The 18,555-nt window shown below is 70.7% G+C and carries 14 protein-coding genes; 5 read left to right on the plus strand and 9 right to left on the minus strand.

Annotated features, from left to right (window positions below):
- Positions 1-83 precede the first annotated feature (83 nt).
- Positions 84-1,052: a LysR family transcriptional regulator gene (locus ABFG95_RS25790; RefSeq protein WP_348995063.1), complete on the minus strand. Its 969-nt coding sequence runs from the start codon at positions 1,050-1,052 to the stop codon at positions 84-86.
- A 150-nt stretch (positions 1,053-1,202) separates the two neighbouring features.
- On the opposite strand from ABFG95_RS25790, the gene ABFG95_RS25795 reads away from it, so the two are divergent.
- A complete protein-coding gene (locus ABFG95_RS25795) occupies positions 1,203-3,806 on the plus strand; it encodes a penicillin G acylase (protein ID WP_348995064.1) in 2,604 nt (867 codons plus the stop codon).
- Here ABFG95_RS25795 and ABFG95_RS25800 read toward each other — a convergent pair.
- A complete protein-coding gene (locus ABFG95_RS25800) occupies positions 3,772-7,392 on the minus strand; it encodes an ABC transporter ATP-binding protein (protein WP_348995065.1) in 3,621 nt (1,206 codons plus the stop codon). The two genes, ABFG95_RS25795 and ABFG95_RS25800, sit on opposite strands and share 35 nt — an antisense overlap.
- 93 nt (positions 7,393-7,485) lie before the next feature.
- Between ABFG95_RS25800 and ABFG95_RS25805 the strand changes: the two genes are divergently transcribed.
- From ABFG95_RS25805 to ABFG95_RS25815, 3 genes are all read left to right on the plus strand, one after another.
- A complete protein-coding gene (locus ABFG95_RS25805; protein WP_278992806.1) occupies positions 7,486-8,496 on the plus strand; it encodes a LysR substrate-binding domain-containing protein in 1,011 nt (336 codons plus the stop codon).
- 162 nt (positions 8,497-8,658) lie between these two features.
- The gene (locus tag ABFG95_RS25810; RefSeq protein ID WP_175146694.1) at positions 8,659-9,111 is read left to right on the plus strand and encodes a DUF4952 domain-containing protein; all 453 of its coding nucleotides are present in this window, start codon (positions 8,659-8,661) and stop codon (positions 9,109-9,111) included.
- Positions 9,112-9,264: 153 nt separating this feature from the next.
- The gene (locus ABFG95_RS25815) at positions 9,265-10,452 is read left to right on the plus strand and encodes an FAD-binding oxidoreductase (protein WP_348995066.1); all 1,188 of its coding nucleotides are present in this window, start codon (positions 9,265-9,267) and stop codon (positions 10,450-10,452) included.
- Positions 10,453-10,489: 37 nt separating this feature from the next.
- Here the strand turns inward: ABFG95_RS25815 and ABFG95_RS25820 are convergent, their stop codons facing one another.
- The 3 genes from ABFG95_RS25820 to ABFG95_RS25830 form a co-directional block, all read right to left on the minus strand.
- Positions 10,490-11,500: a LysR family transcriptional regulator gene (locus tag ABFG95_RS25820; RefSeq protein WP_068958531.1), complete on the minus strand. Its 1,011-nt coding sequence runs from the start codon at positions 11,498-11,500 to the stop codon at positions 10,490-10,492.
- Positions 11,501-11,525: 25 nt separating this feature from the next.
- Positions 11,526-12,326, minus strand: coding sequence for an N-formylglutamate deformylase (hutG, locus tag ABFG95_RS25825; protein WP_336728934.1), 801 nt, complete (start codon positions 12,324-12,326; stop codon positions 11,526-11,528).
- A gap of 119 nt (positions 12,327-12,445) precedes the next feature.
- The gene (locus tag ABFG95_RS25830) at positions 12,446-13,405 is read right to left on the minus strand and encodes a LysR family transcriptional regulator (protein WP_063580815.1); all 960 of its coding nucleotides are present in this window, start codon (positions 13,403-13,405) and stop codon (positions 12,446-12,448) included.
- Positions 13,406-13,613: 208 nt separating this feature from the next.
- On the opposite strand from ABFG95_RS25830, the gene ABFG95_RS25835 reads away from it, so the two are divergent.
- A complete protein-coding gene (locus ABFG95_RS25835) occupies positions 13,614-14,807 on the plus strand; it encodes an MFS transporter (protein WP_348995067.1) in 1,194 nt (397 codons plus the stop codon).
- Between the two features lie 45 nt (positions 14,808-14,852).
- On the opposite strand, the gene ABFG95_RS25840 is transcribed toward ABFG95_RS25835, so the two are convergent.
- From ABFG95_RS25840 to ABFG95_RS25855, 4 genes are all read right to left on the minus strand, one after another.
- A complete protein-coding gene (locus ABFG95_RS25840) occupies positions 14,853-16,061 on the minus strand; it encodes an MFS transporter (protein WP_054416030.1) in 1,209 nt (402 codons plus the stop codon).
- An 85-nt stretch (positions 16,062-16,146) separates the two neighbouring features.
- Entirely contained in the window at positions 16,147-16,737 is a 591-nt protein-coding gene (locus tag ABFG95_RS25845) for a TetR/AcrR family transcriptional regulator (RefSeq protein ID WP_348995068.1), read from the minus strand.
- A 212-nt stretch (positions 16,738-16,949) separates the two neighbouring features.
- Positions 16,950-17,330 (minus strand): DUF4180 domain-containing protein, encoded by a 381-nt coding sequence (locus ABFG95_RS25850; protein WP_336728940.1) that lies wholly within the window; start codon positions 17,328-17,330, stop codon positions 16,950-16,952.
- 132 nt (positions 17,331-17,462) lie between these two features.
- Positions 17,463-18,503: a substrate-binding domain-containing protein gene (locus ABFG95_RS25855; protein ID WP_063583880.1), complete on the minus strand. Its 1,041-nt coding sequence runs from the start codon at positions 18,501-18,503 to the stop codon at positions 17,463-17,465.
- Positions 18,504-18,555: the final 52 nt, after the last annotated feature.

An 18,555-nucleotide genomic window follows, 5' to 3' on the forward strand; every position in this document is an offset into this window, starting at 1 on the left:
TGCAATGATGTAGAGATCGCTACAAAGACTGCTTCGTTCGCCGGCATCGCCGCCCGGCTACCGCACGGGCTTGCACGCTTGCGCTAGGGCCTTGCGCCCCTGGCCGCTGTTTCCGTTTTCGCCAATGCCGGCTGTTTGGGGCGGAAGCTGGCGAAATCCGCCCAGCGCTGCTGTGTGTAGCTGTAGAGCGCGTCCTGCGCCTTCAGCGGGCTGCGGCCGGCGAGGCGGGCGAGAACGTAGTGGCCCTGGCGCTGGGGGTCGGCAGGAAGAGGAACTTCGACCAGGTCGCCGGCCTGCTGCTCCTGGCGGGTGACGCAGATGACGCCCAGCAGCAGGGTGTCGGTGGCGAGGGCCAGGTGGACCAGGGGAGCCAGGCTTTCGCAGCGCACGCTGACCATCTGCTCGGGGGCGCCGGCGGGGCCGAGGGTTTCGGCCAGGCGCAGGGCGACCTCGGGGCTGAGGGTGCTGGAGGCGACGGGGTACTGGCGGATGTGATCGATGGTGGGGCGGCGGTGGGCCAGGATGGGGTGATCCTTGCGACAGACCATGCCGGCGCGCAGGGGCGCGAGGGGCCGGGTCTCGATGTCGGCGGCGCCGTACAGCATGCGGGCGTCGCAGACCATGGCGTCGATGCGTTCGGCGCGCAGCAGATCGAGCAGGGTGGCGGTGGTGCCGAGTTCGGCCGCCACGCGCACCTGCGGATGGCGAGCGGCCATGTGCGCCAGGAACGGCGTCAGCAACAGCGAAGCGGGGGTGGGACTGAGTCCGATAGACAGGGTGCCCGATTCGCCGCCGGCCAGCGTCTTGAGCTCGCGCCGCAGCTCGGCTTCTTCGTAGCGCATGCGGCGGGCGCGTTCCGCGACGCAGGCGCCGTAGGGCGTGAGGCGCACCTGGCGGGTGCCGCGGTCCAGCAGCGGCAGGCCAAGCTCGGCCTCCAGCGCCTGGATGCTGCGGCTGAGCGCGGGCTGGGACAGGTTGACCTTGTCGGCGGCGCGCGAAAAGGTGCCGTGTTCGACCACGGCGAGCAGATGCTTGAGTTTCTGGAAGTCCATGTTCCAACCGCATGAATCATATGAATCAAATGCATTGGAATTATAGATTGGGCCTCCGTATCATGGTCCGCGGACGGCGCCCGGCAGAGGCGCCGCCATCGCCCGCGGCCGGCTCGCGGCGCGGTCCCATTCGATACGGAGACAGATTCAATGAAGCAGCATGTGTTGTCGGCCGCCCTGTTGGCGGCCAGTTCGTGCCTGCCCGCGATGGCGGCGCAGGCCGTGGCGCAACCCGTGGCGCCCGCCGCCGGACAGGCCGCCGAGGCCGTCGCGGCGGCGCCGCGGGGCGCCGATGGCAAGGTCACGATCCGGCGTGACGCCTATGGCATGCCGCACATCTATGCGGACACGGTGTACGGCATCTTCTATGGCTACGGCTACGCGGTGGCGCAGGACCGGCTGTTCCAGATGGAGATGGCGCGCCGCAGCACCCAGGGCCGGGTGGCCGAGGTGCTGGGCGCGTCGATGGTGGGGTTCGACAAGTCGATCCGCGCCAATTTCTCGCCCGAGCGCATCCAACGCCAATTGGCGGCGCTGCCGGCCTCGGACCGCCAGGTGCTGGACGGCTACGCGGCCGGCATGAACGCCTGGCTGGCGCGGGTGCGGGCCGAGCCCGGCACGTTGATGCCCAAGGAGTTCAACGACCTGGGCTTCGCGCCGGCCGACTGGACCGCCTACGACGTGGCGATGATCTTCATCGGCACCATGGCCAACCGCTTCTCGGACGCCAACAGCGAGATCGACAACCTGGCGCTGCTGACGGCGCTCAAGGACAGGCACGGCGACGCCGAGGCCATGCGCATCTTCAACCAGCTGCGCTGGCTGACCGACAGCCGCGCGCCGACCACGGTGCCGCCCGAAGCGGGCAGCTACCAGCCGGCCGTGTTCCAGCCTGAAAGCGCGGACAAGCTGGCCTACGCGCTGCCGCGCTACGACGGCACGCCGCCGATGCTCGAACGCGTGGTGCGCGATCCGGCCACGCGCGGCGTGGTCGATGGCGCGCCCGCCACGCTGCGGGCTCGGCTGGCCGAGCAGTACGCGCAATCGGGCCAGCCGGGCATCGCCGGCTTTCCCACCACCAGCAACATGTGGATCGTGGGGCGCGACCATGCCAGGGACGCCCGTTCGATCCTGCTGAACGGCCCGCAGTTCGGCTGGTGGAACCCGGCCTACACCTACGGCATCGGCCTGCACGGCGCCGGCTTCGACGTGGTCGGCAACACGCCGTTCGCTTATCCCGGCATCCTGTTCGGCCACAATGCGCACGTGGCCTGGGGCTCGACCGCCGGTTTCGGCGATGACGTCGACATCTTCGCGGAAAAGCTCGATCCGGCCGACCGCACCCGTTATTTCCACGACGGGCAATGGAAGACGCTGGAAAAACGCACCGACCTGATCCTGGTGAAGGACGCGGCGCCGGTGACGCTGGACGTGTACCGCAGCGTGCACGGCCTGATCGTCAAGTTCGACGACGCGCAGCACGTGGCCTACGCCAAGGCGCGCGCCTGGGAAGGCTTTGAACTGCAATCGCTGATGGCCTGGACCCGCAAGACGCAGTCGGCCAACTGGGAACAATGGAAGGCGCAGGCGGCGCGCCACGCGCTGACCATCAACTGGTACTACGCCGACGACCGCGGCAACATCGGCTACGCCCATACCGGCTTCTATCCCAAGCGCCGCCCGGGCCACGACCCGCGCCTGCCGGTGCCGGGCACGGGCGAGATGGACTGGCAGGGCCTGCTGCCGTTCTCGACCAATCCGCAAATCTACAACCCGCGCCAGGGCTTCATCGCCAACTGGAACAATCAGCCGATGCGCGGCTACCCGTCCACCGACCTGTTCGCCATCGTGTGGGGCCAGGCCGACCGCTACGCCGAGATCGAGACGCGCCTGAAGGCCATGACCGCCAACGGCGGCAAGGTCAGCGCGCAGCAGATGTGGGACCTGATCCGCACCACCAGCTACGCCGACGTCAACCGCCGCCACTTCCTGCCGTTCCTGCAGCGCGCGGTGCAAGGGCTGCCGGCCGACGATCCGCGCGCGCGGCTGGTGGCGGGGCTGGCGGCGTGGGACGGCATGGCGACCAGCGAGCGCGAGCCGGGCTACTTCGACAACGCCGGTCCGGCGGTGATGGACGCCTGGCTGCGCGCCATGCTCAAGCGCACGCTGGCCGACGAGATGCCGGCCGAATTCTTCAAGTGGTACAGCGCCACCGGCTACCCGACGCCGCAGGCGCCGGCCACCGGTTCGCTCAACCTGACCGCCGGCGTCAAGGTGCTGTTCAACGCCCTGGCCGGCCCCGAGGCCGGGGTGCCGCAGCGCTATGACTTCTTCAATGGCGCGCGCGCCGATGACGTGATCCTGGCGGCGCTGGACGATGCGCTGGCGGCGCTGCGCCAGGCCTATGGGCAGGATCCGGCCGCGTGGAAGATCCCGGCGCCGCCGATGGTGTTCGCGCCCAAGAACTTCCTGGGCGTGCCGCAGGCCGACGCCAAGGCGGTGCTGAGCTACCCGGCCACGCAGAACCGCGGCACCGAGAACAACATGACGGTGTTCGACGGCAAGTCGGTGCGGGCGGTGGACGTGGTGGCGCCGGGGCAAAGCGGCTTCGTCGCCCCGGACGGGACCCCGTCGCCGCACACCCGCGACCAGTTCGACCTGTACAACACCTTCGGCAGCAAGCGGGTGTGGTTCACGGCGGACGAGGTGCGGCGCAACGCTACGTCGGAAGAGACGTTGCGCTACCGGCGGTAAGGTCGCGCGCGCCCTGGTGGCTGGCAAGCCGGGCGTACACGCCTTGCTTGCGCAGCAACTGGTCGTGGGTGCCGGCCTCGGCCAGGGTGCCGTTGTCCAGCACCAGGATCAGGTCGGCGTCGCGGATGGTGGCCAGGCGGTGCGCGATCACCAGCGTGGTCCGGTGCCGCATCAGCACGTCCAGCGCACCGCGCACCTGCATCTCCGACAGGGTGTCCAGGTGCGAGGTGGCTTCGTCCAGGATCAGCACTGGCGCGTTCTTCAGGAAGGCGCGCGCGATCGAGATGCGCTGGCGCTGGCCGCCCGACAACTGCATGCCGCGCTCGCCGACGCGCGTGGCCAGGCCCTCGGGCAGGCTGCGCACGAAATCGCCGAGCGCGGCCTGTTCCAGCGCCCGCGCCAGTTCCTCGCGGCTGGCGTCGGGGCGCGCCAGGCGGATGTTGCCTTCCAGCGTGTCGTTGAACAGGTAGGTGTCCTGCGTCACCAGCGCGACGCGTTCGCGCAGGCCGTCCAGCCGCAGCTGGCGCACGTCCACGCCGTCGAGCTTGACCGCGCCCTGGCGCGGATCCCAGAAGCGCAGCAGCAGGCTGGCCACGGTGCTCTTGCCCGCGCCCGAGGCGCCGACCACGGCCACGGTGGCGCTGGCCGGCACGGTGAAGCTCAGGTCGCGCAGCGTGTCCTGGCTCTTGCCGGGATAGATGAAATACACGTGGTCGAACGCCAGCGACAGGCCGTGCGGCGCCGCCGGCGGCGGCAGCGGGCCGTCGGTGACCGGCTCGGGTTCGTTGTTGACCACGTGCAGTCGGCGGGTGGCGGCGATGGTGTCGGCCAGTTGGCGGCTGACCTGCGAGATCTCCGAGACCGGCAGGAAGGTGGCCAGCGCGATCAGCACCAGCAGCGGCAGCATGCTGGCCGACAGCGCGCCGGCCGACACCTGCAGCGCGCCGACCACGGCCACGGCCAGGCCGCCCAGGCCCATGGCGGTCTCGAACCAGGCGGTCTGGCGCGACAGGTCGCGCAGGATGTCCAGGCGGCGCACGCGGTACTGGTCGGCGACCTTGAGGAATTCCGCGCGGCGGCGGCCGGTGGCCTGGAAGGCGGTCAGGTCGGCCAGGCCCTGGATGGTGTCGGTGGTGTGCGCGCTCATCTCGCCCAGGGCGTGGCGGGCGCGGTCGCCGAGCGCGTCGACCTTGCGGCGGCCGCGCACCGGCGACACCAGCGCATAGGCCAGGAACGGCAGCAGCGCCAGCGCCACCGGCCAGCTGTAGAAGGCCAGGAAGCCCAGCACCGACAGCGGCACCAGCACCGAGACGATGGCCGGGGCGATGGTGTGGGCGTAGAAGTACTCGACCATCTCCACGTCCTGCGTCGCCAGCGCCACCAGGTCGCCCGAGCGGCGTTGCAGCAGATAGGCGGGCGCCAGCCGCTCCAGCTTGTCGTAGAGCTTGACGCGCATGTCCGCCAGCAACTGGTAGGCCATGGCGTGCGCCAGCCACGATTCGAGCCAGTGGAACAGCGCGGCCAGCGGCGCGGCGATCAGCAGGCCGATGATCAGCGCCGACGTGTCGCGGCCGTCGCGGATGGCGGCCACCACCAGCGCGCTCAGCACGCCGACGCCGATGAAGGCGGCCACGCGCGCCACGCCCAGCAGGATGGTGGCGATCAGGGTGCCGCGCCACGGTTGCACCACCGATAGCAGCGTGGCCAGCGTGGCGCGCCAGCCGACCTGTTCGGCGTCGGCGTCCAGCGGGCGCAGCGCCGGGCCCTGGCCGCCGGATTCATCGTCAGTGGCGTGCGCGGCGGGCGTGGTATCGCGCGCCGTGGCGGCGGACGGCGCGTTTGGCGTGTTCGGCGCGCTCAAGGCCAGGGCCTGTTCGTGCATCAGGCGGTAGTACAGGCCATGCTGGCGCATCAGCGCATCATGCGGGCCTTGCTCGACCACGCGGCCCTGGTCCAGCACCAGGCAGCGGTCGGCGCCGATCACGCTGGCCAGGCGGTGCGCCAGGATCAGCGTGGTGCGGCCGGCCATGAGGCGGTCCAGCGCCTGCTGGATCAGCGCTTCGTTCTCGGTGTCAACCGACGACAGCGCTTCGTCCAGGATCAGGATGGGCGCGTCGCGCAGCAGCGCGCGGGCGATCGCCACGCGCTGGCGCTGGCCGCCCGACAGTTGCAGGCCGCGTTCGCCGATGCGGGTGGCGTAGCCCTGCGGCAGCGCCATGATGAAGTCGTCGATATTGGCGGCGCGGGCGGCGGCGCGCACCTGTTCGTGGCTGGCGTCGGGCCGGCCCAGCCGCAGGTTCTCGTCGATGGTGCCGTGGAACAGCGTGATGTCCTGGCTGACCAGCGCCATCTGGCCCAGCAGCGTCTGCGTGTCGAGCTGGTTGACGTCGTGGCCGCCGACGCGGATGGCGCCGGCCTGCGGCACGCATTCGCGCAGCAGCAGGCGCACGATGGTGGACTTGCCGGCGCCGCTGGGGCCGACGATGCCGACGCGTTCGCCAGCGGCGACGCGGAACGACAGGCCCTGGTGCGCCGGGCGCTGCGGCGAATACGAGAACGCCACCGCGTCGAATTCGATGGTGGGGTCGAGCCGCGCGGGGGCGGCGCCCGCCCGCACGGCGGGGGCGGCGGTCAGCGGCTGCGCATCCATCAGCGCGTGGATGCTGGCGGCGGCCGATTGGCCCAGCATGCCCCGGTGCAGCACGGAGCGCAGGTCGCGCAGCGGGCGGAAGATCTCGGTGCCGGCCATCAGCACGATCAGCAGCGCTTCCACGCTCATGTCGCCGGCGGCCACGCGCCAGGCGCCGACCGTCAGCGCCAGCGCGGCGCCCAGCGCCACGCCCAGGTCGCTGATGCCGCGCGTCAGCAGGCTCACCGACAGCACCCAGAAGGTGTTGTCCGACAGGGCGCGGGCGCGCGCGGCCAGGCGCTGGCCAAAGGTCTTGCCCTGGCCATACGACTTGAGCGTCGGCAGGCCCTGGACGGCGTCCAGGAATTCCTCGCCGAACTCGTTCAGCGAGCGCGTGCGCGCCAGGCTGGCGCGGCGGTCGAGCATATGCACGGCCATCGGCCCGAACAGCGCGAACAGCGCCGCCACCAGGAACACCAGCGCGGTCGGCACGTCCCAGAAGGCGATGACGGCGAAGATGGCGAACGGCGCGGCCGCGGCGATGGCGACCTGCGGCAGGTATTGGCCGAAGAAGGTCTGCAGTTGCTCCACGCCGTCCACCACCGTCAGCATCACGCCGCCGGTGCGCTGGTTGGCGAACCAGGCCGGCCCCAATGCCACGATGCGGTCGTAGAGCCGCGCGCGCAGCGTCTGCTGTACCTGGGCCGAGCAGCGGTTGGCCTGCACCGTGCGCAGGTGGTCGAGCAGGGCGCGCAGCAGCACCATGGCGCCGGCGCACAGGGCCGGCGCGAGCCAGTCCTGCCAGGACGCGCCGTCGAACACCCTTGCCAGCAACTGGCCCAGGAACACATAGCGGGCGATGCCCGCCGCCAATGCCAGCAGGCCGAGGAAAATGCCGCCCGCCATGCCGGCGCGCAGCCCCGCGGTCAGTTGCCAAAGCCTCGAATCGAAATACATATCAATGCTCCCTCCAGAGCCTGCATGGTCACGCATCCGGCGCGCTGGCGATAGCGATAGTTATTCAATCATGGGTTGAGATAAACTCAACCCATGCCGACCCTGCCCACCCATATGCCGCCGCTGGCGGCGCTGCGCGCCTTCGAGGCGGTCGCCCGCCTGGGCAGCCTCAGCCGCGCCGCGGCCGAACTCAATGTCACCAAGAGCGCCGTCAGCCACCAGTTGCGCGCGCTGGAGGCCGACCTGGGCGTGAGCCTGCTGCGCCGGGGCGGCACGGTGCGCCGCGCGGAAACCACCGAGGCCGGCGCCGCCTTGCTGGTTTCCGTACAACAGGCCTTGACCCTGCTGGAGACCGCCTGCCGCAACGCGCGGGCCAGCGCGCGCGGCACGCGGCGCTACAACCTGAACGTGTCGGCCAACCCGTCGCTGGCGGCGCTGTGGCTGGCGCCGCGCATCGGCCGCTTCATCGAATTGCACCCGGACATCGACATCCAGGTGTTCCTGCACGCCAGCCAGGACCCGGCCTGGAAGGCCCAGGACATCGACCTGGCGTTCCTGCACGTGCGCGCCCTGGGGCCGCACCTGGCCGCGCCCGGCGACATTCCGCTGATGACGGAAACCGTGGTGCCGGTGTGCAGCCCGGCGCTGGTCGCGCCTGACGAGCGCGACGATCCCGCCGTCTTCACGCGCCACCGCTGGCTCGAGGAAAAGCACATCGACAGCCCCGAGACCGACTGGCGCACCTGGCGTCCACGCCTGGGCCTGGCGGAAAGCGCCGGCCAGGATCCGCTGGTGCTGAGCGGCCTGAGCACGGTCGTGGCGGCCGCGGCGGCCGGCGTCGGCATCGCGCTGGGACGCGCGCCGCTGATCGACGAGGAACTGGCCAGCGGCCGGCTGGTGGCGCTGACGCCGGGCCTGCGCATGCCGGGCTCGTGGGGCTACGTGATGCGTATCCACGCCAATCGGCCGATGGACGCGTCGCTGCCGGCGCTGGTGGAATTCCTGGCGGAAGAAGGGCGTGGCGCGACGCTGTCTTGGCGCCAGCCGGCCGCGGCGCCGGCCCGTGGGGCGGCGAATGCCGAGGAGCCTGGCGCGCGCGGTTGAGCGGCCGCCGGTCGGACGCGACCGGCGTTCACCGCAGGCTTGAGGGATCGCGCGCCGGCTGCCATACTCCGATGGCCACGACGCGGCGACACCACAAAGGAAAGCGATGGGCGCGACGAATTCGGATGGATCGGCCGGTGTCATCGCCATGATGGAGCGCCCATGATGTCCCTGGCCCGCCGTGCGCGCCTCCTGCTGTTGCCGCTGCTCCTGCCCCTGATCATGCTGTTGCCCGCCGCCGCGCTGGCGCAGGCCGCGCCCACGCCGGGCTGCGAGGATTTCCTGGCCGCATGGGGCGACAAGCCGGCCGCCATCGAATACCAGGGGTGCCGCCAGGAGTTCGGCCAGGGCAGGCCGTTGGTGGCGCGCTACCGGTTGGACGGCGCCGCGGCGGCCGAGGTCGAGCGCTACCTGCAACGGCGCTTCGGCATCGAGGCCCTGCGGTTCCGCTGCTGTGGCTGGGAGGCGCCGCCCCATTCGTGGCGCGACCCGCGTACCGGGCACAACTACCTGATCGGCTTCGGCTCCGAGGAAACGCTGGTGTCCTCGCGGGCGCAGTGGGATCGCATCGACAACTTCCACATCCGCGTCGAACGGTTCACCGAGGATAGCTAAGGGCGCGCCGCCGCCCGCTGGACGGCGCCATGGCGTCGTTTTCCTTCCGTCGCCACCACGCTAGCGCTTCTACTCAATATTCGCCGCGCTGATATACCGCGCGCCGGGTCGCGCCCGCGCCACACTGCCGCCATTCCCATCTGGAGCATGGCCATGAAAAGTTATGACGTGATCGTGATCGGCGCGGGCGTGGTCGGCAGCTCGGTCGCCTTCCACCTGGCCGCCCTGGGCGCCCGCGATGTGCTGGTGCTGGACCGCGCTGCCATCGGCGCCGGCACCACGGCGCAATCGTCGGGCATCCTGCGCACCCATTACTCGGTGCGCGAGAACGTGGAACTGGCGCGGCGTTCATGGAGCGCCTTCAACGACTTCGCCGCCTATGTGGGCGATGACGACGCCGCCAGCGGCCTGGTCCGCTGCGGCTACCTGATCGCCGCGGCCGATGACGACAAGCGCGCGCCGCTGGCCGATGCGCTGGCGCAGCAGCGCGCGCTGGGCATCCCGGTGCACGAACTGGACGCGGCGCAGGCCCGCGAACTGCTGCCCATCGCCGACTTCGGCGACGCCGCGCTGATCGGTTTCGAGCCGGAGGCCGGCTTCGCCGACGCCTATCTGGTCGCCACCGGTTTCGCGCGCGCCGCGCGCCGGCGCGGCGTGACGATCCGCGAGAACGTCGCCGTGCGCGGCCTGCTGATGCGCAACGGACGCGTGGCCGGCGTGGCCACGTCGGAAGGCGATTACGCCAGCGCGGTGGTCGTCAGCACGCAAAACATCTGGACCGCCGAGCTGGCCGCCTGGACCGGGGTGGCGATGCCGCTGGCGCCCGAGCGCCACGCGGTGCTGGCGCTGGCGTGCGCCGCCGCGCCCTATGCCTACACCATGCCGGTCTTCAAGGACCTGGCCTCGCCCGGCATGCTCTATTGCCGCAGCTATGGCGGCAACCAGATGCTGGCCAGCGAAGGCACGTCGGGCGAAACGCTGGCGCCGGGGGAGGCCGAGCAGGGCGACGTGCCGCTGGACTACGTGGCCGACGTCGGCGCGCAGGTGGCGGCGCGCTTTCCGGCCTATGCCGAGGCCGGCCTGGCCGCGTCATGGACCGGCGTGTACGACGTCACGCCCGACTGGAATCCCGTGCTGGGGCGCATCGCGCAGGTGGAGGGGCTGGTGGCCGGCTTCGGATTTTCCGGACACGGCTTCAAGCTGTCGCCGGCGGTGGGACGGGTGCTGGCGCAGGAAGCGCTGGGGCTGGCGCCCGATGTGTCGTTGGCGCCCTATGCGCTGTCGCGTTTCGAGCGCGGCGCGCTGCTGACGGGACGCTATGGGCGCGGCGCGGTGTCGTGATGGCGGTGGCGCGCGCGACCAGGTCGCTCCGACGGAGTCAGCGGCGCAGGCTGCGCCACAGGGTGGCCGCTGGCAGGCCCAGCGCGGGCGCCACCTCGTGCTGCATCAGTCGTTCGACCGCCATCAGGATCACGTTGCGCGCCTCGGCCGGCAGCTTGCCGGCCTCGTGGGGCCGCGACGCGAGGTAGAAGGCGCGGGCCAGGTCGGGCGCGTCGGCGCGGGTCTTGTCCAGGCAGGACGCCAGCGGCAGCACCCGCAGCTGGTCGACGAAATGGCGCGATTGCCAGATGCACAGCGGCGTGCTGATCGCAAAGCCCAGGCCTGCGGTCACCAGGCTGAGCAGCGGATCGGTGTTGTCGAATTCGAAGGTGCGCTCGATGAAGATGCCGCGCGATTCCAGCAGCCGGTCGATGGCGGCGCCGATGTGCGAACGCGCGCTGTAGCGGATGAACGGGCTGCGGCGGGCCAATTCCGCCAGCTGGCCCGCCTGCGGCGGCGTGGCGCGTGGCAGCACCAGCAGGTAGGGTTCGCTGAACAGCCCGAGCTTGCGGATGGCGGGAGGATCGGCGGCGGCGCTGGTGCTGATGACCAGGTCCAGCTGGCGTTCCTCCAGCTGTTTGTCCAGGACCGGGGTGATGCCGGACCACAGCCGGATCTGGCGCGAGGCGCCGGACAGGCCATGGATCAGCGTCGGCCCCAGCGTGCCGGCGAACGAATCGACGCAGCCGAAGCGCACGATGTTGCGCCGCGCGCGACTCAGGTTGCGCACGCTTTCGGTCATGTCGCCGGCCTGGGCCAGGAGGCGCGAGGCATGGTCGAACAGCAGCTCGCCGGCCGGCGTTGGACGCGCCGGACGGGTGCTGCGGTCCAGCAGTTCGGTCGACAGCGCGGCCTCCAGCTGCTTGACCCGCTGCGACACCGCCGCCTGCGACAGTCCCAGCAAGCGGGCCGCGCCCGACACCGAGGCGGCCTGCACCACCGCGACCCAGGTCAGCAGCAGGCTCCACTCGGGATAGGCATCCGCGTCGCGGTGGGGCAGGCGGTTCATCGGGCGGCCCGGGGCGGCGGCCGGATCAGCGCTTGCGCGCCAGCGTCTGCGCCAGCGCGGCGCGCACCATGCTTTCGACCACCGGGATGACCTTGGCGGCCGCGTCGGTTTGGTAGGCGTAGGGATAGGTCTCGTCCATATAGGTGGACTGGCACATCTCCAACTGCACCGCATGGATGTCTTCGGCCGGCGATCCGTAGTGGCGCGTGATGTAGCCGCCTTTGAAGCGGCCGTTCACGGCGCTGGTGTAGCCGCAGCCGGGCAGGCGTTCGGCCAGCGCGTCCAGGATGTCGGGCGCGCAGCTGGCGCCGTCGGCGGTGCCCAGGTTCAGGTCGGGCAGCTTGCCTTCGAACAGGCGCGGCAGCACGCTGGCGATCGAATGGGCTTCCCACAGCAGTACCGTGCCGTGTTCGGCGCGGATGCGGTCGAGTTCCTCGCGCAGCTTGGCGTGGTACGGCTGCCAATAGGTCTGCAGGCGGTGCTCGCGTTCGTCGTCGGTCAGCGGCGCGTCGTTCAGGTACAGCGCCTCGCCCCGAAAGGTGTGGGTCGGGCACAGGCCGGTCTTGGTCTGGCCGGGGTACAGGCTTTCGTCGTTGGGCGGGCGGTTCAGGTCGACCACATAGCGCGAGTAGCGCGCGCCCAGCACGGACGCGCCCAGCGCGTCGGCGAACTGGTACAGGGTGTCCAGGTGCCAATCGGTGTCACCGGACTGCTGGCCGACGGCCGTCATGCGGGCGCGCTGCGTGTCGGGCAGCTGGCTGCCCAGGTGGGGTATGGAGATCAGCAGCGGCGCGGTGCCGCGGCTGAAGTGATAGATGTCGCTCAAGAAAAACTCCGGGGTAAGGCGGGCCAGACAGGCGCGGCGCGCGGGCTGGCTCAGTGCCGCGCTATGCTAGGCAGGCGGCCGGGCGCGGACATTTGCATCGAAAGTCACGATGCTGATCATCATGATATCTGATTCAAGTTGCGTGCCGGCCCGGCCTTGTCCCAGGGCGCCCCGTGTTGCCAGCGCGCGGCGATGTCGTCAATCAGCCGGCGCACCTTGGGAGCCAGGTGACGCCGGTGCGGATACACCGCGCAGACCGGCGCGCCGGGCGGCGCGTAGGCTTCCAACAGCGGCACCAGGCGGCCTTCCCGCAGGTCCGCGCCAACCAGGAAGGCGCCCAGCTGCACGATGCCGGCGCCATCGAGCGCGGCGTCGCGCAGCGCTTCGGTGTTGCCCAGCCGCAGCCGGCCGGCCACGGCGACGCCGCGGTCCTGGCCGTGGCTGGCGTAGCGCCAGGGCACCGGCGTGCCCATGTGGGTGTAGGCCAGCGTCTGGTGGCGCGCCAGTTCGTCGGGCGAGGCCGGCGCGCCATGGCGTGCCAGGTAGGCAGGCGCGGCGCAGGTGACGAGCCGGTGCGGCGCCAGCACGCGCCGCACCAGCCGGCTGTCTGCCTCGCCGCCGATGCGGATGGCGACGTCGATGCCGTCGCGCACCAGGTCGCTGTAGTCGTCGGTGAAGCTGATGTCGGCCTCGACCTCGGGCCATTGCCGCAGGTAGTCGGCCACCAGCGGCATGATGTGCAGCCGGCCCAAGGCCACCGGCAGGTCGATGCGCAGGCGGCCGCGCGGCGCCTCCTGGCGGCTGGCCATGGCGCCGGTGGCGTTGTCGACCTCGGCCAGGATGCGTTGCGCGTGTTCGTAGAACAGGCGGCCTTCGTCGCTGAGGCTGACACTGCGCGTACTGCGATGCAGCAGCCGCGCGCCCAGGCCTTGTTCGAGCCGCGCGATGCACTTGCCGATGGCCGAACGCGACAGGCCCAGCCGTTCCGAAGCCAGGGTGAAGCTTTGCGCGTCGGCGACGCGGACGAAGGCGATGACGTCGCCGATATGGTCGATGCCGGCGGCGGAGAGAGGCGTCATGGGGCGATTTCCACAGCAGCGGGAACGTACGTCGGATTGGCGACGATTTGTCCCTTTTGTTTGTCTCATCGCCTACTTTATCAGCGAATTGGAAACAGTAGACTGGCCAGCACTGACACCCCCCGAGCTTCGATCACGCCGGCCGGCATGCCGCCCGGCGCCTGCCTCCGAGGGTGTTTTCCTTGTTCCTTCAGGCGAGAGACCTTCCATGACCCGCAGTATTGCCCTCGATCCGCGGCCTCCCACGGCCGCCGGCCATCCGCCCGCTGCCTGGGCCGGCGTGTCGGCCGCCGGCCTGGCGACGTTCTGCGTCGTTACCACCGAAATGCTGCCGGTGGGCTTGCTGCCGCCCATCGCCGCCAGCCTGGGCGTGTCGACGGGCCGCGTCGGCTGGCTGATGGTGGTGCCCGGCATCCTGGCCGCCCTGTGCGCGCCGCTGGTGGTAATGGGCGCGCGCGGCGTCGACCGGCGCCGCATCCTGTGCGGCCTGTTGCTGCTGCTGGCCGGCGCCAACCTGGGCAGCGCGCTGGCGCCGCACCTGTGGGGGTTCCTGGCCGCGCGGGTGCTGGTCGGCGTCTGCATCGGCGGCATCTGGGCGGTGGCCGGCGGCCTGGCCGGCCGGCTGGTGCCGCCCGCCGCCGTCGGCATGGCCACGGCCGTGATCTTCGGCGGGGTGGCGGTGGCGTCGGTGCTGGGGGTGCCGCTGGGCGCCTGGATCGGCGACGTGGCGGGCTGGCGCAGCGCGTTCGGCGCCCTGGCGGCGCTGAGCGCGGCGGCGCTGCTGTTCGCCGCGCTGGCCTTGCCACCGCTGCCGGTGGCGCAGTCGGTCACGGCGCGCGAATTGGGCCGGCAGCTGCGCAATCCGGGCGTGCGGCGCGGTCTGTTCATCACGCTGTTCCTGGTGGCCGGGCATTTCATGGCCTACACCTTCGTGCGGCCTGTCCTGCAGACCATGGCGGGGTTCGCGCCCGGCTGGATCGGCCCGCTGCTGTTTGCCTATGGCGTGACCGGCATCGCCGGCAATTTCCTGGCCGGCGGCGCGGCGGGGCGGCACCCGCGCGCGACCCTGCTGGGCATCGTGCTGGGCCTGCTGGCGACGCTGGCGTCGCTGCCATGGCTGGGCGACATGCGCGGCGCCGTGGTGGCGCTGCTGTTGCTGTGGGGGCTGTCGTACGGCGGTGTTTCAGTAGCGCTGCAGACCTGGGTGATGCAGGCGGCGCGCGGCGCCGTCGAGGCGGCGACGTCCTGGTTCGTCGGGGTGTTCAACCTGGCGATCGCGTTGGGGGCGCTGGCGGGCGGCGTCAGCGTCGATCACCGGGGCCTGCCCGCCACCTTGCTGGCCGCCGCGGCGTGCATGCTGGCGCCGCTGGCGGCGATTGCCTGGCGCGGCGGCCGCGGGTAGGGGCGGGTTGCCAAATGGCGCCCGGCGTCGCGCCGGTTCATGGCGCTAGCGCCGGCGTCCCGGCCGGAAAGCGTGGCCGCGTGCGCTCCAGGCTGCCAGCAGCGCAATCACGGCCAGCGCGGTCACCGTCCAGGCGAACGAGCCCGCGCCGGCGGTGTCGAGCAACGCGCCGCCCAGCACGCCGCCGCTGGCGATGCCCAGGTTGAAGATGGTGACCAGCATCGATTGCGCCACGTCGGAATGCTCGCCGGCGGTGTCGGCCAGGGCGGTCTGCAGCAGCGTCGGCGCACCGCCGAAGCTCAGGCCCCACAGCGCCACGCCGGCCATCAGGACGGCGGGGTGGGCACCCGCCAGGCCCAGCGCGCTGGCGGTCAGGGCGAACAGCGCCAGCGACAGCAGCGTCAGCAGGCGCAGGCAGCGATCCACCAGCATGCCCGTCAGCAACAGGCCGGCGACCGCGCTGGCGCCGAACACCAGCAGCACCGTATCGACGGAGGCCGGGCGGCCCAGGTGGATCAGGTAGGGCGCGATGTAGGTGTAGAGCACGTTGTGCGCCAGGATCCAGGTGAACAGCACGAACAGGATCGGCCGGATGCCGGGCAGCATCAGCGTCCGCGCGATCGGCAGGCGCCGGCGCGCGGTCTGGCCGGCAAAGTCCGGCACGGCGGCGCGCACCCAGATCACCAGCGTCAGCGACACCGCGGCCATCAACCAGAACACGCCGCGCCAGTCCATCAGGCTGCCCAGCCACGCGCCGGCCGGCACGCCCAGGCACAGCGCCAGCGGCTGGCCCGCGCCCACCACCGCCAGGGCCCGGCCTTGTTGGCGCGTCGCCACCATGCGGCGCGCGTAGCCGGCCAGCAGGCCCCACAGCAGGCCGGCCGCCATGCCGCCTCCAAAGCGCGCCGCCAGCGTCAGCACGTAGTCGGTGGACAGCGCGGTGATCACGTTGAACAGGCACAGGCCGCCGATGGCCAGCAGCAGCAGGGGACGACGGTTCCATCCGCGGGTGGCGGCGATGATTGGAATCGCCGCCAGCACCGAGCCGGCCGCGAACAGGGTGACCAGTTGCCCGGCCAGCGCCTCGGACACGCCCAGGCCCTGGCCGATCTGCGGCAGCAGGCCGGCGGGCACGGTCTCGGTCATGATGGTGATGAAGCCTGCCAGCGCCAGGGCCAGCAGCTTGCCCAGCGGCAAACCTTCGGTGTGGTCCAGGGGACAGGCGCCGGCGGGCAGGGGTGGGGTGCAGCTCATGCGGAAACTCCGATTGCGATTGAATTGGAATGATCATTCCAAAAAAGAACAAAAAAAACGCGGCATGGACAGGCCGCGGCATGCCTCATGTCTTCTGGATCGAGCCCAACGTCACCGAGATCACGTCACCCAGCCACTGGCGGCGTTCACGGGCATTGCTGCCCTTGGCGACCACCCGCAGGCCCTGGATGGTGGTGACGATGAAGCGGGCCAGCGCGCGCGGCGACTTGCCGCTGTCGATCTCGCCGTTGGCCTGGCCTTCGGCCAGGATCTTCTCCAGCGCCTTTTCCAGGCGTTGGAAGTTACGTCGCACCAGTTCGGCCACCACGTCATCCTGACCCGCCATTTCCAGCGAGGCATTGGCCACCAGGCAGCCGCGCCGGCTGGCCTCGCGCAGTTCGTCGTCGGCGATGAAGTCGAGCAGCCGGGCGATGCGCTCGCGCGCATTGCCGGGGCGGGCGAGCAGGTCGATGTTGGCGGCCGTCAGTTCGTGATAGCGCCGCAGCGCGGCTTCGTACAGGCCCTGCTTGCTGCCGAAGGCGTTGTAGAGACTGCCGCGTCCCAGCCCGGTGCCGTCCACCAGGTCCTGCACGGAGGTCGCGGCGTAGCCGCGACGCCAGAACACCTGCATGGCGGCGTCGGCGACGTCGTCGGGTTCGAAATCCTTGGTACGCATGGCGTGGTTTTTGGAATGATCGTTCAAATAACGATACGGTCCGCGGCGGCTCGGCGTCAAGCAAGACCGTTCGCCCGGAAGGGGCTTTGCGCATTGGGCGGGTCTTGGCGGCTTTCCTTGAACTTCCGCTTTATCCATGCCAGTCATAACCGTTAGCCGCGTCACGGGCTCGCCGGCCGGGGGCCACGCCAGACAGCCGGCCTATGACCCGTTCAGCCCTGGCTTGCCGTCAATCGCGCGGTCAACGCCGCCATGTCATCCAGCATCCAGAACACGCGGCCGCGGTTGGTCTCGTAGGCGAAGTCGCGCAGCGACTTGCTGTCCGCCAGATAGGCCGAGATATCGCCCACCACCGCGCAATGCAGGCGGTAGTTGACGAACTTCTGGATCAGCTCGCCGGCGATGCGCGTTTCCAGGCGGAAGAAATCGGGATGCACGCGCGCGGCGGGCAGCGCCAGCCATTCGGCCTCGTGCTCCCAGGCGGCGCTGATCAGGTCGTTGGTGTCCTGGCCGGTGGCCAGGGCGGGGCCGGTCGCGTCGAATTGCAGGATGCGCTTGCCGCCGATATCGACGAGCGTGGAAGAATTGATCATGGCGTGGATGGCAGTATTGGCATGTGTTGTCTTGGGGCGAACATGATATCCCTGGTGCCCACGAAGACCGCCAGCCACGGTCGCCCGGGCCGAACCGCGGCCACGGTCGGGGCCTCGGCCCGCAGGCGCGGTTCAGCCCGGTATCGGCCGATCGCTGCTGCCGCGCACCACCAGCGACGGCGCCAGCCGCACGCTGCGCGGGGCGCCGCCGTCGATCTTCTGCAGCAGCAGTTCCAGCCCCAGCCGCCCCATCTGGTGCATGGGTGAATGGATGGTGGTCAGGCCGATGGGCAGGGCGCCCGCCAGCGGCGTGTCGTTGTAGCCCACCACGGCCACGTCGCGGCCGGCCTCCAGGCCATGCTCGCGCGCCGCGCCCATCACCCCCACCGCCAGGAAATCGTTGACCGCGAAGATGGCGGTGGGGCGGTCGGGACCGGCCAGCAGGCGGGCGCCGACCAGGCGGCCGGCGTCGGTATCGAACGGGCTTTCGATGCGCCATTGGGCGGGCACCTGAACCCCGTGCCGCGCGCAGGCCGCGAAAAAGCCCGCCGAGCGGTCGCGGCCCGTGCTGGTGAAGGGTTCGCCCACCATCACCGCGATGCGCCGATGGCCCATCGCCAACAGATGCTCCGCCGCCAGCCGTCCGCCTTCGAGATCATCGCAGGTCACGGCGCAATGGTCATCGGCGTGGCGGCTGACCAGCACGAACGGCACGTCGCGTTGCGCCAGGTCGGCCAGCAGCGGATTGGGCGCCGCGCCCTCGTGGCTGTGGGCGTCGCCCAGGATCAGGCCGTCCACGCGCCGCGCCAGCGCCATGTCGATCAGCTTGCGCTGCTTGTCGGGCGCATCCTGGGTGTTGGAAACGAAGGTCAGGTAGCCGTGTTCGGCGGCGGCTTCGTCGATGCCTTCGTAGATGGTGGCCAGCACCATGTCCGACAGTCTCGGCACCAGGACGCCGATGGTGCGGCTGCGGCGCGTCTTGAGGCTGGCTGCGTGCGGATTGGTCCGATATTGCAACTCGGCGGCGAGCGCCCGGACCCGTTTGACCGTGTCGGGCGCGGCGGCGGCGCGCGCGTCATCCTCGGAACCGTTGAGGACGCGGGAGACGGTCGATACGTTCAGACCGAGCTGCCGCGCCAGGCTTTGCAGCGTGACAGGGCGGGATTTGTTCATGGGGCTGGAGGATACACGCACGAATACCGTCTCAGGGCCTTTGGCGGCAACC

The organism is Achromobacter sp. HNDS-1, assembly GCF_040084795.1.
Taxonomy (GTDB): Bacteria; Pseudomonadota; Gammaproteobacteria; order Burkholderiales; family Burkholderiaceae_B; genus Achromobacter; species Achromobacter ruhlandii.

Bases quoted from the DNA above. Each gene is read 5' to 3' on its own strand.
- ABFG95_RS25845 (WP_348995068.1), bottom strand. From the start codon at position 16,737: ATGCGTACCAAGGATTTCGAACCCGACGACGTCGCCGACGCCGCCATG.
- ABFG95_RS25790 (WP_348995063.1), bottom strand. From the start codon at position 1,052: ATGGACTTCCAGAAACTCAAGCATCTGCTCGCCGTGGTCGAACACGGC.
- ABFG95_RS25840 (WP_054416030.1), bottom strand. From the start codon at position 16,061: ATGAGCTGCACCCCACCCCTGCCCGCCGGCGCCTGTCCCCTGGACCAC.
- ABFG95_RS25850 (WP_336728940.1), bottom strand. From the start codon at position 17,330: ATGATCAATTCTTCCACGCTCGTCGATATCGGCGGCAAGCGCATCCTG.
- ABFG95_RS25830 (WP_063580815.1), bottom strand. From the start codon at position 13,405: ATGACGCCTCTCTCCGCCGCCGGCATCGACCATATCGGCGACGTCATC.
- ABFG95_RS25805 (WP_278992806.1), top strand. From the start codon at position 7,486: ATGCCGACCCTGCCCACCCATATGCCGCCGCTGGCGGCGCTGCGCGCC.
- ABFG95_RS25835 (WP_348995067.1), top strand. From the start codon at position 13,614: ATGACCCGCAGTATTGCCCTCGATCCGCGGCCTCCCACGGCCGCCGGC.
- ABFG95_RS25810 (WP_175146694.1), top strand. From the start codon at position 8,659: ATGATGTCCCTGGCCCGCCGTGCGCGCCTCCTGCTGTTGCCGCTGCTC.
- ABFG95_RS25815 (WP_348995066.1), top strand. From the start codon at position 9,265: ATGAAAAGTTATGACGTGATCGTGATCGGCGCGGGCGTGGTCGGCAGC.
- ABFG95_RS25795 (WP_348995064.1), top strand. From the start codon at position 1,203: ATGAAGCAGCATGTGTTGTCGGCCGCCCTGTTGGCGGCCAGTTCGTGC.
- ABFG95_RS25855 (WP_063583880.1), bottom strand. From the start codon at position 18,503: ATGAACAAATCCCGCCCTGTCACGCTGCAAAGCCTGGCGCGGCAGCTC.
- ABFG95_RS25800 (WP_348995065.1), bottom strand. From the start codon at position 7,392: ATGTATTTCGATTCGAGGCTTTGGCAACTGACCGCGGGGCTGCGCGCC.
- ABFG95_RS25820 (WP_068958531.1), bottom strand. From the start codon at position 11,500: ATGAACCGCCTGCCCCACCGCGACGCGGATGCCTATCCCGAGTGGAGC.